Genomic DNA, 20819 nt, shown 5'->3' on the forward strand with positions numbered 1-20819 from the left:
GCCTCAGCGGTGGAACATCTGAACCGGGGTCGGCTGATAGCCGATCCCGGGAGCGAGAAACCGGCGTAGCTGCTCGCGTCCCTGGTCCTGCGCGGCAGCACGCTGCGAGGCTTCGAGCGCCTGGGCCCGGCCCTGGGCTGCCACCACCGCGGTCAGGTCTGCCAGCTGTCGGGCTTGCAGCGCGAGAAGCTGGTTTCCGGCCTGGGCCGCCTGCAGAGCGCCCGATGCCGACTGGCTGGAGGCGACGATGCGGCTCATCGCGTCGCGCGATCCCTCGATATTGCCGACAACGCCGGCCTGGACCTTGAGCGCATCCTCGAACCCGGCGACCGTGTCCTCCCAGCGGGCACGAGCATTGTCGACCAGCGCCTTGTCGGTCGCCGACATGGGCGCTCCGCGGTATCGGCTGGTGAAGGCCTCATCGATCGACTGGACCGAATAGGCGATCCGCTGGGCGTTTCCGAGCAACTGCTGGGTCTGCCGCACCTGCGACTGGAGCTCGGGCAGCGCGGAGGTCGGCAGCGACGCCAGATTCTTCGCGTCGTTGATCAGCGACTCCGCTTCGTTCTGAAGCGATTTGATCTGGTTGTTGATCTGCTCGAGCGTGCGGGCCGCCGTCAGTACGTTCTGCGAATAATTGGTCGGGTCGTAGACGATCCCGCCGAACTGGGCGTGGGCTGGCGCCGCGGTGCAGGCGATCAGCAGGGCGGAGCCGCATGAAAGCGCGTAGCGGCGAAGCGAAGAGGAACACATCATAGTTACTCCTGGGCCGTGAGGGGGAGAAGATCCGCGGCCCAATCGAGGCCGCGGGCGCGCAGCCACGCGGCGGCGAAACCGGCGCGGCCATGGGCTTCGAGAAGTTCGGCGATGCGGCGCTGGTCGGTGCGTGACGAGGCGGCCGTGAAGGCGAGCGCGACCTCACCCAGTCCAAGATCGAACAAGCGGTTGCCGCGACGCGACTGGCAATAATAGTCGCGCTTGGGGATCGCCCGGGCGAGGATCTCGATTTGCCGTTCGTTCAGCCCGAAGCGACGATAGATGGCGGCAATCTGTGGCTCGAACGCACGCTCGTTGGGGAGGAAGATGCGGGTCGGGCAGCTCTCGACGATCGCAGGCGCGATCGCCGAGGTCTCGATATCGGCGAGGCTCTGGGTCGCGAACACAACGCTCGCATTCTTCTTGCGCAGCGTCTTGAGCCACTCGCGCAACTGCGCAGCGAACGCCGGGCTGTCTAGGACGAGCCAGCCCTCGTCGATAATGATCATCGTCGGGGCGCCGTCGAGATTCGCCTCGATCCGGTGGAAGAGGTAGGAGAGCACTGCTGGCGCCGCAGCACTGCCGACCAGGCCCTCGGTTTCGAAGGCCTGGACGCGCGCTTCACCAAGGTGCTCGGACTCGGCGTCGAGAAGCTGACCATGCGGCCCCCCGACGCAATAGGGACCAAGCGCCTGCTTGAGCTGCTGCGATTGGAGCAGCACTGCGAGACCGGTCAGCGTCCGCTCCGACACCGGCGCGGATGCCAGCGAATTCAGCGCGGCCCAAAGATGCTCCTTGCCCTGCGGGTCGAGCACTACGCCTTCCGCGCCGAAGATCGCGGCGAGCCATTCGGTCGCCCAGCTGCGCTCCGCAAGGTCGTCGATCCTGGCCAAGGGCTGCAGCCGGACGGCGTGCGCGCTCTCGTCCTGCAGCGCGTGGCCGAGATCCTGCCAGTCGCCACCCATCGCCAATGCTGCGGCGCGGATCGACCCGCCGAAATCGAAAGCGAAGATTTGCGCATTCTCGTAGCGACGAAATTGCATCGCCATCAGCGCGAGCAGCACCGATTTGCCGGCGCCGGTCGGGCCAGCAATCAGGGTATGGCCGACATCGCCGACATGTAGCGAGAAGCGGAACGGCGTCGAGCCCTCGGTCCGCGCGAAGAAGAGCGGCGGCGCTTCGAAATGCTCATCGGCCACCGGCCCCGCCCAGACTGCAGAAAGCGGCACCATGTGCGCCAGGTTTAGGGTCGAGATAGGAGGCTGGCGGACATTGGCGTAGACATGACCGGGCAAGCTGCCGAGCCAGGCCTCGACCGCGTTCATGCCTTCGGCAATCACCGTGAAGTCGCGGCCCTGCACGACCTTCTCGACCAGTCGTAGCTTCTCGGCTGCCAGACCTGGATCGGCGTCCCAGACACTGATCGTCGCGGTCACATAGGCCTGCCCGACCCTGTCCGCGCCGAGTTCCTGCAGCGCGAGATCGGCGTCGGCCGCCTTGTTCGATGCATCGTTGTCGACCAGCACCGACGCCTCGTTGGTCATCACCTCTTTCAGGATCGCAGCGATCGACTTGCGCTTGGCGAACCACTGCCGCCGGATACGGCCGAGCAGCTTTGTCGCGTCGGTCTTGTCGAGCGTGATCGCGCGCGTGACCCAGCGGTAGGGGAACGCCAGCCGATTGAGGTCATCGAGCAGCCCCGGGAAGGTGGCGCTTGGAAAGCCGGTGACGGTCAGGGACCGGAGGTGCTGGCTGCCCAGCCGCGGCTCGAGGCCGCCAACCAGCGGCTCATCGGCCAGGATCGCGTCCAGATACATCGGCGTCTCGGGGACGCGGACGCGCTGGCGCTTGGTGGAAATCGTCGAGTGGAGATAGGTGAGCGTCTCGCCATCATCGAGCCAATGCGCCTCGGGCAGAAAGCCCTCGAGCAGCTGCAGCAGGCGAGCGCTGCGATCGGCAAAATTGGCGAGCAGCTCGTCGGGATCGATACCCCTTCGCGACCGCCCCTCGTACAGCCAGCCTTCGGCGCGGGCGGCGTCCTCGGCAGGCGGCATCCATTGCAGCGTCAGATAATAGGCGCTTTCGAAATGCGCCCCTTCCTCACCGAACTGCTCGCGGCGTTCGCGTTCGACCAGCGCCGAGGCCGGATCGGGGAAGCCGCTGTCAGGATAGTCCTGGGCCGTCAGGCGCTGCGCTTCGACGAAGATTGCCCAGCCGGATCCGAGCCGGCGCAACGCGCTGTTAAGACGGCCGGCAGTCGCGACGAGTTCGGCGGGCGTCGCGGAATCCAGGTCGGGACCCCGGATGGAAGCGGTACGCTGGAACGAGCCGTCCTTGTTGAGCACGACACCGGGCGCGACCAATGCTGCCCAGGGCAGGAAGTCGGCGAGCGTCGAACCGCGCGCGCGATATTCGCGGAGGGACATCATGGCCGCCTCACGCGCGCAGGAAGGCGGGGTAGCGCATGTGGCGCCGGCCGACTTCAAGGAATTGGGGATCCCGGCGCGCCGCCCAGACGGCGGCGGCATGTCCGACTGCCCAGAGCGCCAAGCCGACCAGCCACAGCCGCAGGCCGAGCCCGACTGCACCGGCTAGCGTGCCGTTGACGATCGCGACAGAGCGTGGCGCGCCGCCGAGCAGGATCTGCTCGGTCAGCGCCCGGTGGACGGGCGCGAAATAGCCGGGGACGGCCGCGCCGGGATCAAAGCTTTCCATCAGATCAGCGCCCCGCCGCCGAAGCTGAAGAAGCTAAGGAAGAAGGAGCTCGCAGCGAATGCGATGCTGAGCCCAAAGACGATCTGAATGAGCCGTCGGAAACCGCCCGAGGTCTCCCCGAAAGCGAGGGTCAGGCCGGTCACGATGATGATGATCACCGCGATGATCTTGGCGACGGGCCCTTCGATGCTCTCCAGGATCGACTGGAGCGGACTTTCCCAGGGCATCGACGATCCCGATGCGTGCGCCGTGCCGGCGGTGAGCGCAACAAGGGTGCAGGTGTAGAGAGCCGTCCCGCGGATGCGGGCGGCGGAAAGCGAGACGTTCATTCGGACTCTCCGTTGGTAAGGAAATGAAGGCGGTATTCGCCGGAGGGATCGAGACCCTCGACCCGGGCGAGTTCTGCGAGACGGCGACCGGTCCCGTTCCGCACCAGCACCGCGATCAATCCGATCGTCTCGGCGATCAGCGGGCGCGGCACCGTGGTGACGGCTTCCTGGATGAGCTGTTCGAGCCGGCGCAGTGCGCCGAGCGCGGTGCCGGCATGGATGGTCCCGAAACCACCGGGATGACCGGTGCCCCAGGCCTTGAGGAGGTCGAGCGCCTCGGCGCCACGGACCTCACCGATCGGGATGCGGTCGGGGCGCAGGCGAAGTGAGGACCGCACCAGGTCAGAGAGGGTCGCCACCCCTTCCTTGGTTCGCATCGCGACCAGGTTGGGCGCGGTGCATTGCAGCTCGCGGGTGTCCTCGATCATGACGATGCGGTCCTGGCTGCGGGAAATCTCGGCGAGCAGCGCGTTGGTCAGGGTGGTCTTGCCGGTCCCGGTGCCGCCAGCGACGAGGATGTTCTCGCGTCCCGTCACCGCAATTCGGAGCGACGCGCATTGGGTGGCGGAGATTATGCCCGACGCGACATAGTCGTCGAGAGTGAAGACAGCGACCGCAGGCTTACGATCGCGAAGGCGGGTGCCGTGACCACCGGCGGCAGCAGGCCCTCGAAGCGCTCGCCCGATTCCGGAAGCTCTGCCGAGACACGCGGCGAGCGAGCGTGGACCTCGGTGCCAACATGATGCGCAACAAGGCGAATGATGCGTTCGCCGTCGGCGGCTGGCACGGTCATCCCCGTATCGGCCAGGCCAGTGCCAAGCCGATCGATCCACAGTCGGCCATCGGGATTGAGCATGACCTCGACGATCTCGGGATCGTCCAGCCATACCGCGATCGACGTGCCAAGCGCAGTCCGCAACATGCGCGCGCCGCGGCGCGAAGCTTCTGAACGGGCTGGAGCTGCGGTCACTGATCGGCACCCTGTGCTAGGGCCGGAGCAACAGTGCGCCGGCGACAGGGCTGACTAAGGAGGTACGAAAATGACGATCCGCAACAAGAACTTGATCGCTTCGGGCTCTAGCGTAGAAGAAGAAACATTCGGCTAGCCAACCGGACCGTTAAAGCTCCTTGGTTTGACTGCTGACCGCGATTCAATAGCTGCGACTCGGGGAACGAGGAATCTGTCAGGGTTACCGAGCTATGACACGGCGAGAGTCATGTCACTGCACCTATATTATGTGCGGAAGTCGAGTTAGGTTCGGTCCGTTTGGCACAGACCTAAGCCTTTGGGGATATGATGAGCAGTTGTGTAGATTGCCCGAACCCTCCGGGCGGCCAAGTGTGCTGCGACGATGGCCAGACGCCGATCTGCGTAATCAAGAATGGTGCGCCTTTCGCCCTTTGTCGGACAATCCCTCGACAGGCGGCGCAACGCCCGGAATTGCTGGTGTCGGCAGTCGTTACGGCGGTTCTTCCCATCATCGGTGAGGAATATCTCGGGGAAGCCTTGGCGAGGTCTAACTTCGTGAGCGGGAGCGTTCGTTTCGAGAGCATCGACGGTCGAGTGAGCTTTTCTGCCAAGCACGCGGCAGCAGGCAGCGGCAGCCAAGCGGGTGTGGCGGCACTCTGATGCCGGATGCGAATTCTGGTTTGCGCAAGGACATGGTCGAGATCACGAAGTCCGCGATCTCGATATTCAGGAAGCGACCCGGCTGGGGCTATCTAAACCTTGCGCGGATGGGCTTGGCGATCGTCGCACTGGGCGTCTCGGTACTGGTCCCGGGCCTGTGGGAAACGATTTTGAACCTTGCGCTCGTCGTTCTCGGGCGTCCCGAAAGTCAAACGAGCCTACAGGCCGCGTTCGACTATCAAAACCTGATCGCCGCGGCGGTCATCGTTGTCGGGCTCGCTCTGATTGCATGGAGCGCACATCTGTACCATGAATTCACCTCCCGCCAGGGGCCAAGCAACGAACATGACGGAAAGTTCAGCCTGCAGGTTCAGCAAGGGACCTCGCTAGAGGACCTCGTCGAGATGATGGCCGACATTACCGGCACTTCCGTTGACCTGTCAGCACTCGACGCTCCTCAGAAGCTGCGAAAGATCGCGCCCGGCGTTTTGAAGGCAGCGAGTTTCGATGACTTTCTCGACCAAGTGGAGGCGAGAACCGTACCACCGCTGAAATTATGTTGGTCGCAGACCGCTAACTTCTATGCGCTGAGACCTGCCTGACCGCGCGATTCCTGTGCGAGGACAGCACGTCTACTCCGGGGCACCAGCATCATGATGGCTCGATATCTTCGGAAATCTCATTCTTGAGCCGCGGCCCGAACTCCATCCGACGGTTGAGCGCCTCGATAAAACGCTCCCAGCGTTCCTTGCCCATGGCCTGCGCCGCCGGGCGTGCAGTGTCGGGCAGTGGCGGATTGTTGACCAGCCAGAAGCGTACGAACAAGGCCAGCGTCTCGTTGCTGAGCTCGACATGCCACGCCAGCCGGTCCGCTTGGCGCGCAAGTCGATCGAGCCGACGGCAAAGGACGGCCTCGAGATGCTCGCTGCTGTCTCCGGACAGGAAGGAGGACAGCGCGGTCTCTACTACCAACGCCTGCGTCACGCGCTTGCGCGCCGCATAATCGGCGAGCTGCCCGGACAGATCCGGCGGTAGCCGAAACGTGTGTTTGATACGCAGCGTGCTCATAGTTCGATTCCATCCTTAGGGTCGAGTGAGGCCTGGCGGGCGTTGCCATGCATCCGCTCGTTTACGCGCCGCGTAACTGCCGCATCGTCGCTGGCGCCGTCGTCGAATTCGAACTCGCCGGGCGGCGGCAGCGGCGGCGGTGGTACGATCTCCTGTTCAACGGGCAGCTCGGGCTCGCGCCGGATGCCGCCATTGGCCTGATCGTCCGCCCCTGCCTGCGCATCGGCGGCAGCAGGGCCCTGGCCGGGTGTCGCAAAGCCCGCCCAGTCATTCGCGCGCGAGCCCCGCGCGGTGGCCGACGCTGGCGGATCCATGATCCGGGCAGTCAAACGCCGATCGGAATAATATCGCACTTTCAGCGCCCGGATCGGATGGACACCTGCGACCATCACGATTTCGTCGTCGGGCGGCAGTTGCATGACTTCGCCCGGCGTGAGCAGCGCACGTGCGGTCTCGGTGCGCGACACCATGAGGTGTCCAAGCCAGGGCGACAGCCGATGCCCCGCATAGTTCTTCATCGCGCGCATCTCGGTGGCGGTACCGAGCGCGTCCGAGATCCGCCTGGCAGTGCGTTCGTCGTTGGTCGCAAAGCTTACCCTGACATGGCAATTGTCGAGGATCGCGTTGTTGGGCCCGTATGCCTTTTCGATCTGGTTGAGCGACTGGGCGATCAGGAACGCTTTCAGTCCGTAGCCGGCCATGAAGGCGAGCGCGGACTCGAAGAAATCCAGCCGTCCCAGCGCCGGAAACTCGTCGAGCATAAGCAGCACCTTGTGCCGCTTCGCGCTGGGCTTCAGTTCCTCGGTCAGCCGCCTGCCAATCTGGTTGAGCAGCAGACGAATCAGCGGCTTGGTGCGGCTGATGTCCGACGGCGGCACCACCAGGTAGAGCGTGGCCGGCCGATCGGCCTCGACAATATCGGCAATCCGCCATTCGGATGTGCTGGTCACGCGCGCGATGATTGGATCGCGGTAGAGCCCCAGGAAGGACATTGCGGTCGAGAGCACACCCGAGCGCTCATTCTCGGACTTGTTGAGCAGCTCGCGCGCGGCAGACGCCACCACGGGGTGAACGCCAGCGTCTCCCAGATGCCGGGTCGACATCATCGCGTCGAGCGTCGCCTCGATCGTGCGCCCGGGATCCGAGAGAAAGGCGGCGACCCCGGCAAGCGTCTTGTCGGGCTCGGCATAGAGGACGTGGAGGATGGCTCCGACCAGCAACGCGTGACTGGTCTTCTCCCAGTGGTTTCGACGCTCGAGCGAGCCTTCGGGATCGACCAGCACGTCGGCGACATTCTGCACGTCGCGCACTTCCCATTCGCCCTTTCGAACCTCGAGCAAGGGATTGTAGGCGGACGAGGCTGGGTTGGTCGGGTCGAACAGCAAGACCTTGCCGACCCGTGCTCGAAAGCCCGCGGTCAATGTCCAGTTCTCGCCCTTGATGTCGTGGACGATCGCCGAGCCGGCCCAGGTCAGCAGTGAGGGGATGACGAGGCCGACGCCCTTGCCCGATCTGGTGGGCGCAAAGCACAGCACATGTTCCGGTCCGTCGTGCCGCAAATAGGCATTGTCGAGCCGGCCGAGCACGACGCCGTCATCCCTGAGCAGGCCCGCTTGCTCGACCTCGCGCGCCGTTGCCCAGCGCGCCGACCCATAGGTTTGGGCGACCTTGCGCTCGCGCGCGCGCCACACCGACATGGCGATCGCCACCACCACCGCCGCGATCCCGCCCGACGCGGCGATATAGGCACCGCGAACGAAGATGGCGGGCGCGTAGGCGTCGTAGCTGAACCACCACCAGAAAAAGGCAGGCGGCGGATAGACCGGATAGCCCGCCAACCAGAACCAGGGTGGGCCAAGCGCCGCCTGATATCCGAGCGCATCGGCAGTCCATTGCGTAGCGCCCCACACCGCGCCGGCCACGATCAGCAGAACGATGATCACCTGGCCCCACAGGATCTTGGTCGATTGCATTTGCCCGTCTCCTAGATGCCGAGGCCGCGGCTGCGGCCGATGGTCCACTCAATGCCGCCACCCGCAGCCATGGTGCCGGTCACGCTTGCCCCAAGCTGCTGATCGAGCGCGGGGCGCCAGGGCACGAGCTGGAAGCCGAGGCCATCGTCGATCATCGCGAAGCGGCCCGATGCCAGCGTCACGCGCTCGCGGTAGGTGCCGGCGATCGTCGATCCCGGCCTGGTCTCATAGGGCGTGAGCCCGGTGCGCTGCGATATCCGCGCCGCCGCCTCGCGCAGATCGGCAGCGCGGAGCGTCTCGATCAGGTTCGGGGCCAGCGCGGCGCGGCCGCCGCGCCGGGATGCCAGCCCCTCGGCAATCAGATGCTCCTCGCGTGCCGCCATCGCCTCCCGGACTTCGGCGCCAAAGCCCTGGTTGGCGGGCGCGAAGTCCCGGGCGAGCAACTGGCGATCGAGCCACGTCGCCCCCCGCGCTGTGACCTGCTGGCCGATCGGCAGATCGCTGCGCACGGCAAGCGCGGTGCGCGGTGCCCTGCCCCGGTCCTGCCAGGTGCGCAGTTCGACGATCGCACCAGGGGCGGCATCGCTGGTCAACTCGAGATCGCGAAGGCGCAGATGGTGGTGACGGCCATCGATGCCATCGACAATCGCATAGGCGGTGCCCGCAAGCTCGTCCTGATGGCCGCGCGCGACCAGCCTTCCGATCACCGGCGCGGCTTCGCCGGACGGGTGGATTGCGAGCCGCCCTTCGTCGATGCGGTGCCCGGCGTCGCGCATCGCGCGGTGCATTGTCTTGATGATGTCGCTGCGATCGCCGAGCGCACGGAGCCGGGCCTCGGCATCGGGCTTGAGAACCCAGCGCGCGGGCCCGGCGGGGGTGGCGATGCCGAGCCGCTCGAGCTTCTGCGCCCGTCCGGTCAGGAGCAAATTGCGGCGGTCTGACTTGGCCCCCGGTTCAGGCCGCAGATCGACGATCCCATCCTCACTTGCACGCGCGCGCAAGCCGCGGTCGAGGCCCGTCCACCGATCGGCCTCGACTTCCCGCCCCAGCGCCTGGTCAATCTCACGCGCGCTGCGTGGCCCAAGCTCAAGCGTTGCCCGGCTCTCGGCGCGATCGCGAAGCCCGTGGGAAATATAGTCGCGGTCGATCACGAGATCGGCGCCGTCATCGGTGACCCCGCGGACCAGGACATGGACGTGCGGATTGTCGGTATTCCAGTGATCGACCGCGACCCAGTCGAGCTGCGTGCCCAGATCCTTGGACACGTCGTCCATCAGCTCTCGGGTGAATGCCTTCAGGTCGGCAAGCTGGCCGCCATCTTCCGGCGACACGATGAAGCGGAAATGATGGCGATCATCGGCGCAACGCCCGGCGAATGCGTCGCCGCTTGCCTGGTCGGACCGCGCATCGAACATCGAGGCCTCCCGACCATCGCGGGTCACGCCGTCGCGTTCGAGATAGGCGACATGCCGGCCAAGCGGCGCCGATGTGAAGCGCGGCCCCGTGTGGCGGACGACCCGGGCCTTGATCACCACCCGGCGCGACATGGCCGAGCGCCTGCCCGCGAGCGCGGCGACACGGCCTCGGCCCAGCCGCCCGGTCCCGCCCCCGCGCCGTGTCGACCGCCGCGCGAAGCCGGCGCGCGCCGCCGCGCGCTTGACCTGCGCGGCCAGGCTCAGCAGCTTGACGCGGCCCGAACCCCGGCTTCGTCCCTTTCCGGGCTTGGTCCGAAAATCGTCCTCTTCGGTCACGATCGTGCCCCCGGCGAGGCTGCCAGCGCTTCGAGCGTTGATTTTCCAGGATAAAATCGGGGAGGCGACGGCAGGGGTACGCGGGCGACGGCGCAAATTCTTCTGCAGGAACAACCACATGCCCGCCCGGAGACGGCGGCGCTTTTATCTCGCCATCCCCAGCTACCCCTCCCTGCTGCCCCTCCTAAGCTCTCATCGCGCTTTCCATTGGCGAGGCAAACGACGTCCAACATGGCCAACCATCCAGTCATTTCGGATCCCCGGTCCGTCGTACGAAGACAGAGTCTTGTGCGGGTCCGGACGCGTTGGATTGCGGCACCGATGTCGGTTCGGGAGACGTAGATGCAGGGTCCCGACCGGCGTCATGCTCCGCCACCTTGGGTGCGCGGACGAACAGTTCCGCGCGTCGCCAGGCCTCGGGATCGGGCAGTTCCCGCACGGCAATTTGAACATCGCCGCCCATCCTTCGGCCAGACAGTCTGGCGACATAGGCTATGGTTTCGGCAGGCAGCGGACGCCCGGCCAGATAGGCTTCGTAGCGTCCCGGACCCGCATTATACGCGGCGAGAAAGCCAGGATCGCCATAGCGATCGAGCAACGCGCGAAGATATGCGGCGCCGGCGAGGATGTTGTCGCACGGGTCGAATGGATCGACCCCGAGGCCATGAAGCTGGCGCAGTTCGGCCCAGGTTCCGGGCATCAGTTGCATCAAGCCCATCGCCCCCTTGGGCGATACCGCGAAGACCACACCACCGCTTTCGACGGCGATCACCGCGCGAATAAGCGTGTCCGGGAGCGCAAAGCGCCGGGCCGCGGTTGCGATCGGCGCGTCGAGGTTTACAGCCGGCGAACATGCCGCTGCGGCAGGCCGCGCCTGCGCGCTCGCCATGGCAGCACACAAGCACGCCAGCACGGCTGGTCCCCTGCATCGGCGGCCGATCGCTCCGCGCATTACTGCTGCTCGGTTTCGCGACGGCGCTGATTGCGCTGCCAGAAGAGCAGATGCGGCTGCCCCTCGAGCATGGGCCGGAACAGGTTCGCGCGGATCGGCCGGGGAAGAATGGGATCGTCGATGACGATGGCGACATAGGCGCCCGCCTTCTCACCGGTGCGCTTCCAGCCGGCGCCGACTTCGGGTCCGTCGCCGGCCTCGCCGACATGGACGCGGTAGTCGGGCGCGTTCGGGATATCGCTCCGCGTCGCGGGCACGATCGTCAGCGCGGCGCCGAACGCGAGGATCTCAAGGCGCCCGGTAAAGCCGTCGTCGCGCGCGTTGAACACACCAATATTGATCATCACTTGCTCCTTTTTGCGTCGGGTTCAGGGGAGGTTTCGCGCCCGCCGGGCGCGCTTGCCGGAGCGGTTTCGTCACCGCCGGGAAGCCAAAGCGGATCGAGTACCGCGACGATTCCGTGAGCTGGCACCGGCCCGAAATACCGCCCGTCGAAGCTGCCGGCAGATGCGGGATTGAGCAGGAAAACCTCGCCGGGACGTACGGTCCGGCATCCGCTCCAACGCGGCAGGGGACGCCCCAAACGGTCGTGCATCCGAGCCTCGGCAACGCGCTTTCCGTCGATCAAAATCGTCAGGCCGGCGCGGCACACCGTCTGTCCCGACACGCCGGCGACATGCTTCAGCATGGGCACGCGCAAGGGCAGATAATGGCGCTCGGCCATCTGCACAGCGACCGGCGCAGGCGCATGCGCCGCGACGAGGTCGCCGAGTTTGGCGGTGCGTGGAGGACGGGCCGAATAGAGACCGACCGGAACGCTGGCGCTGGCGTTCCAGACCAGACGCGGCGCCGGGCGGATGAATGCCGGAAGCACCACGGCGCCGATCGCGCAATAGCCGGTGAGCAGGATATGGAAGCGCTTCATGCCCCCAGGCTCCGGCGCAGCAGCCACGCGCGATGCCGCGCCAGCGAATAGGCGCGCGGTGGGTAACCGGCGATCAGCCTGTTATGCGCATGACGCCAGTAATCGGGTGCGACCGCGCACGGATCGACGCCGATATCTTCAATGGCGTCGATCAGGAGCAGGCATGTCCGAACCTTGGGCCAGCCGCCGAGATGCAGAAGCAGTTCGCCGCCGGGCGAGACGCAGGGCAAGGTCGAATAGGCCTGGCCAGGCCCGACGGCGCGCACGATATCGAGCCGCGACAGCAGCGTTCCATAGTCGTTTGACGCCCAGCGCACGAAGGCAAAGACGCTGCCTGCGGTGAAGGAAAGCAGGCGGTGGCGACGGTCCAGGACCTGATCGCGGATCGGCTCGCCGAAGCGGATCCAGCGTTCGGTGGCCTGCTCGACCCAGGTCAGTTCGACCGTGGTTATCCCGGCGCCGGCAGAGCCTTGTCCGCTCGGCGGGACAACGCCTGGCGCGTGTGCGGAGGCGATGGCGGCGCTCATCGCCGCACCGCGCCTTTCTTGTCGAGAACGCTGGTGTCGATGGGTTTGGCAGGATGCACGATGCTCGCGGTGGCGTCCGAGGTCGAGCGCCGAACGCCCTGATCAGCCCAGCGCAGCAGGTCGTCGACTGCGTAGACGACGCGCCCGCCAAGCTTGCGATAGGCAGGCCCCGTGCCATAGCAGCGATGCTTCTCCAGCGTGCGCGCCGACAGGCCGAGCAGGATCGCGGCATCGGGTGTACGCAACAGGGGCTGCGTCGTCTCATTGGGCATCTGCGTCTCCAGGCGTTGACCCGGCAAGCGCGGCGGGCCCGTTCCAATCACGGGCTTGCAATGGCGGCTGATGGCGGGGCCGAAGGAGCGGCCAAAACCGCCCCTCGGGAAATGTCGCCCCTAGCTCTGGAGCAAGTCGCGATAGCCCGATGCGGCAAGGTCGCGGGCCTCCGCGACGAGCCGCTGGACCCGCCTGCGCTCGCTGGTCGCCTTCCATGCCAGCGCATCGGTTCCGGCGAGCCAGGGGTAGACGAGGCGAAGGCCGATCTCGCGGTTGCTGGCGCCAGCCAGCGACGCGTCGAGGATGCGCAGGAGCAGCGTCAGGCGTTGCCGCTGCAAGGCGCTAGGCCGCAGCACCGACGCCGGTTCTGCCATGCTCAGACCCGCAAGCATCCGGCGCGCGGCGTCGCAGGCGGCAGCGCGCAGTGGGTCGCCCAGCGGTGGCAACAGGATCACGAGCGGCGCGCCCGGCGACGCCGCCAGGACGCGCCAACGGTGCCGAACGCCGGCGATGTCGAAGACGAGGTGGCGTCCATCGGCGGCGTCATGATCGGCGGCCGGGACAATATCGGGTCGTCGCGCGGCGCCGGGGAAACGCCCGGGCGCAGGCACCAGAGATACGATCGTCGATGCACATTCCGTACGCCAGATCGCAGGCTCGCAGCGTACCGAACGCTCCGGATCGAACAGGCGCACGAGGCCCCAGCGGCTGGCATTGTCGCTCGCAAGCGACAAAGATTCAGCCGCCGCCGATGCTTCACGCGCGCGCCATGCTGCGCGATAGCCGGCATTTCGCCGCAGGAATTCCTGCGCGAAATCGGCGCGGTCGTGCTTCGCGAGACCTGCGGCGACGTGCGCCGATACGGGCGGATTGGTAGCGACTTCGGGCGCTCCGGCTCGGGACTATTCCCGGCGGTCACGCTCGCGAGACTTGCTCTTTGCTCGAAGACCCGAGGATTGCGGAGCATTCTCCTGTCGCGGGGAGAGCCCCGCACGCACTGCATTCGCGAGGCGCAAATGCGAAAGGCGCCCCACCTTGCGGCGGGGCGCCTTGGCCTCGATCAGTCGTTGGCGGAGCGCCGCGGGCGCGACCAGATCAGGCTGTAGGTTTCACCGCCCTCGTCGTCGAAGAGGTTCGCGAAGATGGGCTGGGTGAAGCTGGGATCGTCGAGCTTGACCGAGAGATAGTCGCGCTGTTCCGCGGAGGTCTTGGCCCAGGCGGCGCCGATTTCCGCGCGGCCGACATAAACCCGGTGGGTGGGTGCGTTGTCGTTCGGGCGGTTTTCCTCCGGAACGATCCGGACGCCCTTGGCCTGGACGCTGAGGGTCACGATCGAGCCCTGATATTCCTCGCCGACCTTCTTGAAGCTGCCGATGTTCGCCATTGTACTAGTCCTTCATTCCCGGGCCGCCCCATGCGGCCTCGATGGCGTTCGAAGGCCGGGTGCGCATGACGCCGCAGCTTTGCCCGCAGCGAAGCGGAGGACTGCAGACGCGGACTTTCTTGCCTCGCGAGGAATGGGCGTGAGCCCAGGGGAAGAAAGTCCTGGCGACGCAGTTGCGGCTAGTCAGGCGAGGCGAAGCCGCCGCCCGGCCAGATAGCCATAGGAGAGGCCTCAGGGGCGGCCGGGGTACGGGACCAAGACGGCGAACCACCTGCGCCAGAGGGTATCGGCGTGGCATATCGAGCCGGTAACCCGCGTCCTGGCTTGGCATCCTGGTTTCCCGGAAAGGCACTCACAACGAATGCGCCCTCCCCGGTCGACGCCGTCCGCGCTGATCGGCGTCGCCCAGGCCAGTCCAGCCCGGAAACGCCTATTCGAGTCAGCCGCGACCCGCCAAACCTGCCGGATATTGCGCCTCCGACGACGTGGCGGGACCTCTGCCATCGGTGCCTCCTCGGAATCCGTCCATGGCAGTTCGAGACCGTGCCCCCGCCGAGACGGGGAACCCGATCGTCAGGCCGAGCCGGCTTTCGGCGCGCGAACGGATGTGGAAACCTTCTCGGAAATCTCCGCAAGCGATGCGGCGAGCCGGTTCAGCGCGGAGCTATCGGTCGGCGCACAGTCGTAGCGCGTCGTCAGATATTCGCGTCGCTCGGACAGCCGCGCGAGACGGCTGAGCGGGCGCTGCTTCAGCACCCGCTTGGCGCCGACGGCGCACCTCGACCGCTAGGCGAAATCGTGCTGGAGGCGCCGGACCGCGATGGGAGAATGCCCGGTCGCGAGCAGATAGGCGTTCAAGTAGAGCTCGATCGCGTGGATGGCGAGAAGCCGATAGGGCGCGCGCGACAGCGGCGCGCGCCGGCGACCGATAGGGAGCAAGGCTTCGGCGGCGCGCCGATACGCATCCGCAAGCGCCAGCACATCGCACGGACTCGCCGTGTCCCCCGGGTATGTCGTCTGCCCCTCAATCGACATCCCGGGCATCGTAAGCAGGGATCGGCAAACGTCCCTAACGGGTCGGTTTGCGGCCCGGTGATACCGGGCCTATCGCAGAAACGGATCATATTCGCGGACGATCGACGATGGATCGCCATCAAACTCCCGCGCCTCGGCGACGCCGAACTTGCTGCCGTTGATCCGGAACACCACGACGATGGTCATCAGCGTCCGTGCGAGGCTCCAGGCGTTTCTCTGGGCGAGGTTCAGCGGCATCTCCAAGCTCCTGTCTCGGAGCGAGGACCATCCCCGCTCGACAGGCGCCCGAAGTGTCCGGCGCACGGCTGCAATCACCGTGCAGCCGCAGGCGAAGCGGCCGCATGCACAGCATAGCGGACCCTTTACGGGTTGATGGCGTCAGGCCGTGCGCCGGGCCAAGGAAGTGCCTCCAAGAGCGGAGACGTGCCCGATGCGGGCGGCGGGCCGATGTGGAGATCGTTCGCTTGCAACGCTGCAGTCGCTGGTCCGGCTTGACCGGTTGATTGCCCAAATATCGATGGGCGCACGGTCGCATTGACCCCGGTCCTGCCGGGTCCGCGCGCGGTAACTGTCAGGTGTCTCGTTACCTTGGCAACCCCGCCAGCAGAGCGCAGCGCGCAGGGCTCGGGGGTAGCCAGAAGTTGCGAGCGAGCACTCAGCCTGCGTCGTTGATGCGCTTTTCGAGCGCGTCCAGGCCCGCCAGCAATTCCTTGAATGCTGGCGGGTCGTCCAAGAACATGTCGGCCATGGCTGCGTAATCTCGCGCGAGTGCGTCGCGGATCGCGTCCGACGGAGACAAGCGCAGTGTCACGAAGACTGCGGTCGCATAGGATGCCGAGGCGTCGGCGAACATCAGGCTCTTGTTGCGCACGACATGGTCGAGCAGGTCGTGCTCGGCGAGCGCAGCGGCGGTCACGCCGGCGTGGTCTAGCATTAGCAGGTCGTAATAATTCCGCGAAAGTCCGTCGCGCAGCTTGCCGTTATGGTGCAGCGCATGATCCCCGCCGCAGGCCGACAAAAGCGCACTCTCGCGAAAGGCCGGCCCGGCAGGGCGGCGTGCGCGCGGGCCTGTGGGCCAGCCGCCGCCCTGACCTCCGGCCGCGCGAGCGTGCCACGCGGCAAGCAAAGACGCGCGCCCCCTGGTGGCGCCGAAGGTGCCGCCAGCGTGCGCTCCGCCGGTCCCGCGCTCCGCAGACTTCGACCGAAAGCCGCCCGTTAGCTACCTGACAGGCGCGAGCCGGTCAGCCGGATATAAGATGGCGGATTTTGCGCGTTACCGAGCCTAGCTTCGGTGCCGCGCGATCAGTTTCTTCCACTCATAATCGCTGGGGTCCGGCAAGGAGTCGCCGGTCGGCGCGTCCTTGGTCTTCTCGATTCGAGGCGCGACCTTCTTCCCATTCCGTACGCGGCAACGCGCGCAGAACAGTCGCCGGGGTGCCTCCCTAACGTTGTCGCTCCAGTGGCGATTGTAGAAAAGGTACCAGAGGCCCCCGCCGCTCACGACGCGTATGTATTTGCAGTGCGGACAACTGAGCCGGACGTTCCAGTGCCCCAAGGCGAGATCCGTGATGGTTCGCAAGGGAGGCCAATCGTCCGCGAGGTTGTCCCGACGCGCCATCAGAACAGGCTCGGCTGAACCTCACGCCCGGAGAGGAACTGCAAGCGCGCCGTCTGAGCCGCCTGGACAGCGCGACGGTAATGAATGGTTCCAAACCGCTCGGCCTCTTCAAAGCCAACGGGTGCCACCTCGTCTGTGGGGAAACAGGCGTCGTATATCCCGCGCGCGGCGGCGCGAAGGCAGACATCGTGCTGCATGATGAACCTCACTGCTCGAATCGAAGGACGGCAACGTAGAGCGATTCAAATGCAGGCGGAAGAACTTTGTTCTCTTTTCGTTCGCGGTGTTGCTCTAGCCGGCGCGCGCGCTACACTCGCGGCATGTGCAATCTTTACGCGGTCCGCAAAAGCGCGGCTGAGGTCGCTGCCTACTTCCGGGCGGCCAACCCCGTGCTGTCCAATGCCGGCGAAGAGATTTACCCTGGAGCGCCCGGTTTGGTCGTTCGGGAGCAGGAAGGCGTGCGCGTCATGCAGTCGATGGTTTGGGGCTTTCCGCTTCGCCTGAAGACGATGAAGCCGGAAGCCAAGCCAAAGCCCGTCAACAACATTGCCGATCTCAACAAGGGCATGTGGGTGGGCCTCGCGCGCAAGCCGGAGTGGCGCTGCCTGATCCCGCTAACCGCGTTCGCAGAAGCCGAGGGCGAAAAGGGATCGAAGACCCGCACTTGGTTCACCGTGAAGGGCCAGCCGACCTTCGCTTGGGCAGGTCTTTGGCGCGACAGCGTCGAATGGGGCCCGGTCTATTCAGGCGTAATGACTGAATGCAACGAAGCCATCCGCCCGGTTCATGATCGTATGCCGGTGTTGCTTCATGCCGACGAGTACGATCGCTGGCTGCGCGGAAGCTTCGACGATCTCATTGCCTTCCAGGAACGCTGTTTCCCCGATGATCTGATCGAGATGACGCGAACCGACGAACTTTGGGTGAAGCGCAAGATCGCGCAGTCGGATGTGATGGCCGCGTCGTAGTTGGACCTCGCGCCACGACCGTCTTCTCACGCACCCCGCGGAGCATAGCTCTCGACCAGCCTTGAGAGGCGCGGTGCGCCGCCGATCGTTCAGCGGCGCTGGCGGATGCCAGCAATCTCGGTGATCTCGAACCCGCGATCCGGCGCACACCTTCAGCGAGCCTCTACCAAATATCTGCCAGGGGACCGCTCAGTTGGGCTGCGTCTCCAGGGTGTCCGGTGTAAAAGGCGCACCGCGCCGTGCGCGGATTGGGTTGTCCGCACTGGCAGTGGGCGAATGTGTAGGCCGACCGCCAAGCACTGCTAGACGAGGCACGCGTCGCCGAGCCGTCGTCCTTAGGGAGACCAGGGCGGTACGCGGACCATGATCGTTTGGAACAGGTCAGACGCCAGATGCCACGCCAGCCACGTTTTCAGATGGGGCAGAGGCTGGGCGCCGAACCACTCTCGATCCGTGGCTGCAAACTGCCTGATGAAAGGCATTATGGCGGCGTCCGCGAACCCGCGATCTGGGCCGCAAAGTTGGCCTGTGGCAGCCAGCCGGGCATCGATCTCGCGTAGAAAATCCAGCCCGCGCTGCCGGTGAACGAGTGGATCGCAGTCATGGCGATCCGGGTATTTGTATCGGTCGAGATCCTGTTTGAACGCGCCGTCGTTGATCGCAATCAGCGCCCTGTCATCCCGGGCGAGCCAGTTTTCGGGGTCGCTGACCTCAAGAACGCGACGCATGATGTCGAGGCTTTCGTCAATCACGGCGCCACTGGCCAGCTGGAGTACCGGAACGGTCCCCTTGGGCGAGGCCGACAACATCGCGGCGGGTTTGTCGGCCAGCCTGACTTCGCGAAGCTCGTAGCGCGTACCGCTGATTGCAAGCGCCAAACGCGCCCGCATCGCGTACGGGCAACGCCGAAAGCTATAGAGAACCGGGCTGACCATGACAGACATGCGCGCCTAAACTTCTTGCTGCCAGATATCCAGACAGTCCTTCATCGGAGGCGGTGACCATACAGCACGGCTGGTCTGTGGATCGAGGGGCTCCCGAGCTCGAAGACCGATGGCTTTCCTGCATATTGCCCGATGTGGTTGGCTAGCCGCTTCGACCGTTTCTCCAGCCCCGAGCTTAGCGATCCGTCCGGCAGGTCGGGCAGTTTTTTTGGCGGGCATCAGGTCGAAGGGCGGCCGCACCTGGCTCGTGCCGGGGCGCTTGCGCGCCGAGGCCAATGGCGCCTGGCTCGCCAAACGCGGCGTGTTGCGGCACGCCCATAATGCGACGAGGACGGGGACGCGCTGTATATGTCGCCTACCGAACCTATGATCAGGCCGATCCGCAGGTGACGACGCAAGCGCCATAGCGCCGGCGCTCGAGCGTCACCCTATCGATCGAGACCGGCTCACCACCCGATGGTGCTCGACATACTGCAACCGCTCGAGCAGGAAGCGTTCGTCCTCGGGACAATATCGCGCGAACGCGATATCCTCGCCGGCAAAGCTGCGAATTGCATCGAGCGGCTCCTGCCAGCTCAGCGTCGTCACTTCGCTGCGCCCGTCGCCCAGCTCGCGGAGCAGCATCTGGAACCCGCGATTTCCCGGTGTCGCCGCGTAGTCGGCGGTGCCGGTAGCGTTGATACAGGCAACATAGTCGGCGTCGTCGGCAGTGCAGATCACCCCGGTCTATTGGCGCAGGATGAGCGTCATATCGGTCATCGGAACTCTCCTCTTTTCAGGCCATGTCGGCGCGTTCGGCGCCCTCGGCTGCGATATTGCGCAGTGCCTCCTCGAACGCCTCGGGTGGCTGACCTCCCGAAATCAGATATCGGTCGTTGACCACCACCGCCGGGGCCGCACTGATCCCACGCGATTGCCACAGCCGCTCGGCGTCGCGAACCTCGTCGCCGTACCGGCCCGAGGAAAGGACCTCGCCGGCCGCGTCCGGATCGAGGCCCGGCTTTGGCCGCCGTCGCGATCAGCACGTCGCGGTCCGACGGATCGCGGCCGTCGGTGAAATAGGCTTCGAACAGCGCGGTCTTCAGCGCCTTTTGCTGGCCCGTGGCCTTCGCCCAATGGAGCAGGCGATGCGCGTCGAAGGTGTTGTAGATGCGGCTCTGGTCGGACATCGCGAAGGTGAAACCGAGCCCCGCCCCGCGATCGCGAATCATCGTGCGGTTGGCGGCCAATTGCTCCGGCGTCGATCCGTACTTCCGCCCGATATGCTCTACGATGTTCTCGCCTTCCGGGACCATGTCGGGATTGAGCTCGAACGGCTGGAAGACGATGTCCGCCTCGACTGCGTCGCCGGCACTTACCAGCGCGGTTTCGAGCCCGCGCAGCCCAATGACGCACCAGGGACAGGACACGTCCGAGACGAAATCGATCTTCAACCTGGTCGTCATCCTATCCTCCGCGATCTGCCCTCGCCCATATGGCGTGCGACGCCCGATTCGCCAGCGTCGTTCAATCCGCCGACCGGAGCTTGTCCTCCGCCCGCGCCAGGAAGGCGTCGGCATCATGGCGCTCGTGCAATTGTTCGGACAGTTCGCCGGTCACGCGGTTGACCATGCGGCCGCGCTGGACAGCCGATTTCGCGGCGAGGGCGCCGTCTCAGCGCTAGACAAGCAGATAGTCGTAGACCTGCGAGAATTCGTCGGGGCCATAGCCCAGACCCCTGGCGATCGTGCCGTACACGGTCAATCGTCCACTGCGGAATGAACTGAACTGGTCCAGAGCGGCACTTCGCCGCGACAATCTCGAACGGCAGCAAAGTCCCGAAAAAACGCCGTACCACTCAGACCGCAGTCGACCACATTCAGTCGTTCGTCAGCAGCTTGTTGAACGGCGGCTCCCTCAGAAACCTGCCTCTGACTGGGCGGAAGATTTCTGGGCCCAGGCGCACCCTGATTACTGTCGTTCGCCAGGTCG

The 20819-nt window shown here is 65.7% G+C and carries 23 protein-coding genes and 3 pseudogenes; 2 read left to right on the top strand and 24 right to left on the bottom strand.

Features of this window, described 5'->3' with window-relative positions; all coding sequences use genetic code 11:
* Nucleotides 1-3 precede the first annotated feature (3 nt).
* The 5 genes and pseudogenes from trbJ to trbB all read right to left on the bottom strand — a co-directional run bounded on the left by trbJ (nt 4) and on the right by trbB (nt 4722).
* The gene (trbJ, locus tag TS85_RS18885) at nt 4-753 is read right to left on the bottom strand and encodes a P-type conjugative transfer protein TrbJ (RefSeq protein WP_155006611.1); all 750 of its coding nucleotides are present in this window, start codon (nt 751-753) and stop codon (nt 4-6) included.
* A gap of 5 nt (nt 754-758) precedes the next feature.
* Nucleotides 759-3185, bottom strand: a complete 2427-nt coding sequence (gene trbE / locus TS85_RS18890; RefSeq protein ID WP_044334290.1) for a conjugal transfer protein TrbE — start codon at nt 3183-3185, stop codon at nt 759-761.
* 7 nt (nt 3186-3192) lie between these two features.
* Complete coding sequence (locus TS85_RS18895; protein ID WP_044334291.1) at nt 3193-3471, bottom strand: VirB3 family type IV secretion system protein; 279 nt, start codon at nt 3469-3471, stop codon at nt 3193-3195.
* Entirely contained in the window at nt 3471-3800 is a 330-nt protein-coding gene (locus TS85_RS18900; RefSeq protein ID WP_044334292.1) for a TrbC/VirB2 family protein, read from the bottom strand. Before TS85_RS18900 ends, TS85_RS18895 begins: the two co-directional genes overlap by 1 nt.
* Nucleotides 3797-4722, bottom strand: a pseudogene (gene trbB / locus TS85_RS18905) (P-type conjugative transfer ATPase TrbB). Before trbB ends, TS85_RS18900 begins: the two are co-directional and overlap by 4 nt.
* A 707-nt stretch (nt 4723-5429) precedes the next feature.
* On the opposite strand from trbB, the gene TS85_RS18910 reads away from it, so the two are divergent.
* The gene (locus TS85_RS18910) at nt 5430-6032 is read left to right on the top strand and encodes a hypothetical protein (RefSeq protein WP_155006480.1); all 603 of its coding nucleotides are present in this window, start codon (nt 5430-5432) and stop codon (nt 6030-6032) included.
* Nucleotides 6033-6081: 49 nt separating this feature from the next.
* On the opposite strand, the gene TS85_RS18915 is transcribed toward TS85_RS18910, so the two are convergent.
* The 16 genes and pseudogenes from TS85_RS18915 to TS85_RS18980 form a co-directional block, all read right to left on the bottom strand.
* Nucleotides 6082-6498: a hypothetical protein gene (locus TS85_RS18915; protein WP_044334295.1), complete on the bottom strand. Its 417-nt coding sequence runs from the start codon at nt 6496-6498 to the stop codon at nt 6082-6084.
* Complete coding sequence (locus TS85_RS18920; protein ID WP_044334297.1) at nt 6495-8471, bottom strand: conjugal transfer protein TraG; 1977 nt, start codon at nt 8469-8471, stop codon at nt 6495-6497. The genes TS85_RS18915 and TS85_RS18920 overlap by 4 nt, the downstream gene beginning before the upstream one ends.
* An 11-nt stretch (nt 8472-8482) precedes the next feature.
* Entirely contained in the window at nt 8483-10222 is a 1740-nt protein-coding gene (locus TS85_RS18925) for a relaxase/mobilization nuclease domain-containing protein (protein WP_455430884.1), read from the bottom strand.
* A 247-nt stretch (nt 10223-10469) separates the two neighbouring features.
* On the bottom strand, nt 10470-11111 hold the full coding sequence (locus TS85_RS18930; protein WP_227698537.1) for a lytic transglycosylase domain-containing protein: 642 nt from the start codon (nt 11109-11111) through the stop codon (nt 10470-10472).
* A gap of 62 nt (nt 11112-11173) precedes the next feature.
* On the bottom strand, nt 11174-11518 hold the full coding sequence (locus TS85_RS18935) for a DUF736 domain-containing protein (protein ID WP_044334301.1): 345 nt from the start codon (nt 11516-11518) through the stop codon (nt 11174-11176).
* Entirely contained in the window at nt 11518-12099 is a 582-nt protein-coding gene (locus tag TS85_RS18940; RefSeq protein ID WP_044334302.1) for a S26 family signal peptidase, read from the bottom strand. The genes TS85_RS18935 and TS85_RS18940 overlap by 1 nt, the downstream gene beginning before the upstream one ends.
* Entirely contained in the window at nt 12096-12626 is a 531-nt protein-coding gene (locus TS85_RS18945; protein ID WP_077228696.1) for a DUF2840 domain-containing protein, read from the bottom strand. The genes TS85_RS18940 and TS85_RS18945 overlap by 4 nt, the downstream gene beginning before the upstream one ends.
* Nucleotides 12623-12898: a helix-turn-helix transcriptional regulator gene (locus TS85_RS18950; protein ID WP_044334303.1), complete on the bottom strand. Its 276-nt coding sequence runs from the start codon at nt 12896-12898 to the stop codon at nt 12623-12625. The genes TS85_RS18945 and TS85_RS18950 overlap by 4 nt, the downstream gene beginning before the upstream one ends.
* Before the next feature lie 120 nt (nt 12899-13018).
* The gene (locus TS85_RS24280; protein ID WP_162184743.1) at nt 13019-13510 is read right to left on the bottom strand and encodes a DNA -binding domain-containing protein; all 492 of its coding nucleotides are present in this window, start codon (nt 13508-13510) and stop codon (nt 13019-13021) included.
* 96 nt (nt 13511-13606) lie between these two features.
* Nucleotides 13607-13732, bottom strand: a pseudogene (locus TS85_RS26455) (transcriptional regulator domain-containing protein); the annotation flags it as partial.
* Nucleotides 13733-13959: 227 nt separating this feature from the next.
* Nucleotides 13960-14283: a DUF736 domain-containing protein gene (locus TS85_RS18960; RefSeq protein ID WP_044334305.1), complete on the bottom strand. Its 324-nt coding sequence runs from the start codon at nt 14281-14283 to the stop codon at nt 13960-13962.
* Between the two features lie 573 nt (nt 14284-14856).
* Nucleotides 14857-15039 (bottom strand): hypothetical protein, encoded by a 183-nt coding sequence (locus TS85_RS24285; protein WP_052508020.1) that lies wholly within the window; start codon nt 15037-15039, stop codon nt 14857-14859.
* Between the two features lie 30 nt (nt 15040-15069).
* The gene (locus tag TS85_RS24290) at nt 15070-15264 is read right to left on the bottom strand and encodes a hypothetical protein (protein ID WP_155006481.1); all 195 of its coding nucleotides are present in this window, start codon (nt 15262-15264) and stop codon (nt 15070-15072) included.
* Nucleotides 15265-15387: 123 nt separating this feature from the next.
* Entirely contained in the window at nt 15388-15555 is a 168-nt protein-coding gene (locus TS85_RS25895; protein WP_173426246.1) for a hypothetical protein, read from the bottom strand.
* Nucleotides 15556-15973: 418 nt separating this feature from the next.
* Entirely contained in the window at nt 15974-16336 is a 363-nt protein-coding gene (locus TS85_RS18970; protein ID WP_044334309.1) for a nucleotidyl transferase AbiEii/AbiGii toxin family protein, read from the bottom strand.
* Nucleotides 16337-16935: 599 nt separating this feature from the next.
* Complete coding sequence (locus TS85_RS18980; RefSeq protein ID WP_044336648.1) at nt 16936-17133, bottom strand: hypothetical protein; 198 nt, start codon at nt 17131-17133, stop codon at nt 16936-16938.
* Nucleotides 17134-17256: 123 nt separating this feature from the next.
* Between TS85_RS18980 and TS85_RS18985 the strand changes: the two genes are divergently transcribed.
* Nucleotides 17257-17904, top strand: a complete 648-nt coding sequence (locus TS85_RS18985; protein ID WP_044334314.1) for an SOS response-associated peptidase — start codon at nt 17257-17259, stop codon at nt 17902-17904.
* A gap of 335 nt (nt 17905-18239) precedes the next feature.
* Here TS85_RS18985 and TS85_RS18990 read toward each other — a convergent pair whose 3' ends face one another.
* The 3 genes and pseudogenes from TS85_RS18990 to TS85_RS19000 all read right to left on the bottom strand — a co-directional run bounded on the left by TS85_RS18990 (nt 18240) and on the right by TS85_RS19000 (nt 20293).
* Nucleotides 18240-18839, bottom strand: coding sequence for a glutathione S-transferase (locus TS85_RS18990; RefSeq protein ID WP_077228698.1), 600 nt, complete (start codon nt 18837-18839; stop codon nt 18240-18242).
* Between the two features lie 432 nt (nt 18840-19271).
* A complete protein-coding gene (locus TS85_RS18995; protein WP_227698538.1) occupies nt 19272-19568 on the bottom strand; it encodes a hypothetical protein in 297 nt (98 codons plus the stop codon).
* A gap of 55 nt (nt 19569-19623) precedes the next feature.
* Nucleotides 19624-20293 (bottom strand): annotated as a pseudogene (locus TS85_RS19000) (DsbA family oxidoreductase).
* Nucleotides 20294-20819: the final 526 nt, after the last annotated feature.

The sequence above is a fragment of the Sphingomonas hengshuiensis genome (assembly GCF_000935025.1).
In the GTDB taxonomy this organism is placed as follows: domain Bacteria; phylum Pseudomonadota; class Alphaproteobacteria; order Sphingomonadales; family Sphingomonadaceae; genus Sphingomonas; species Sphingomonas hengshuiensis.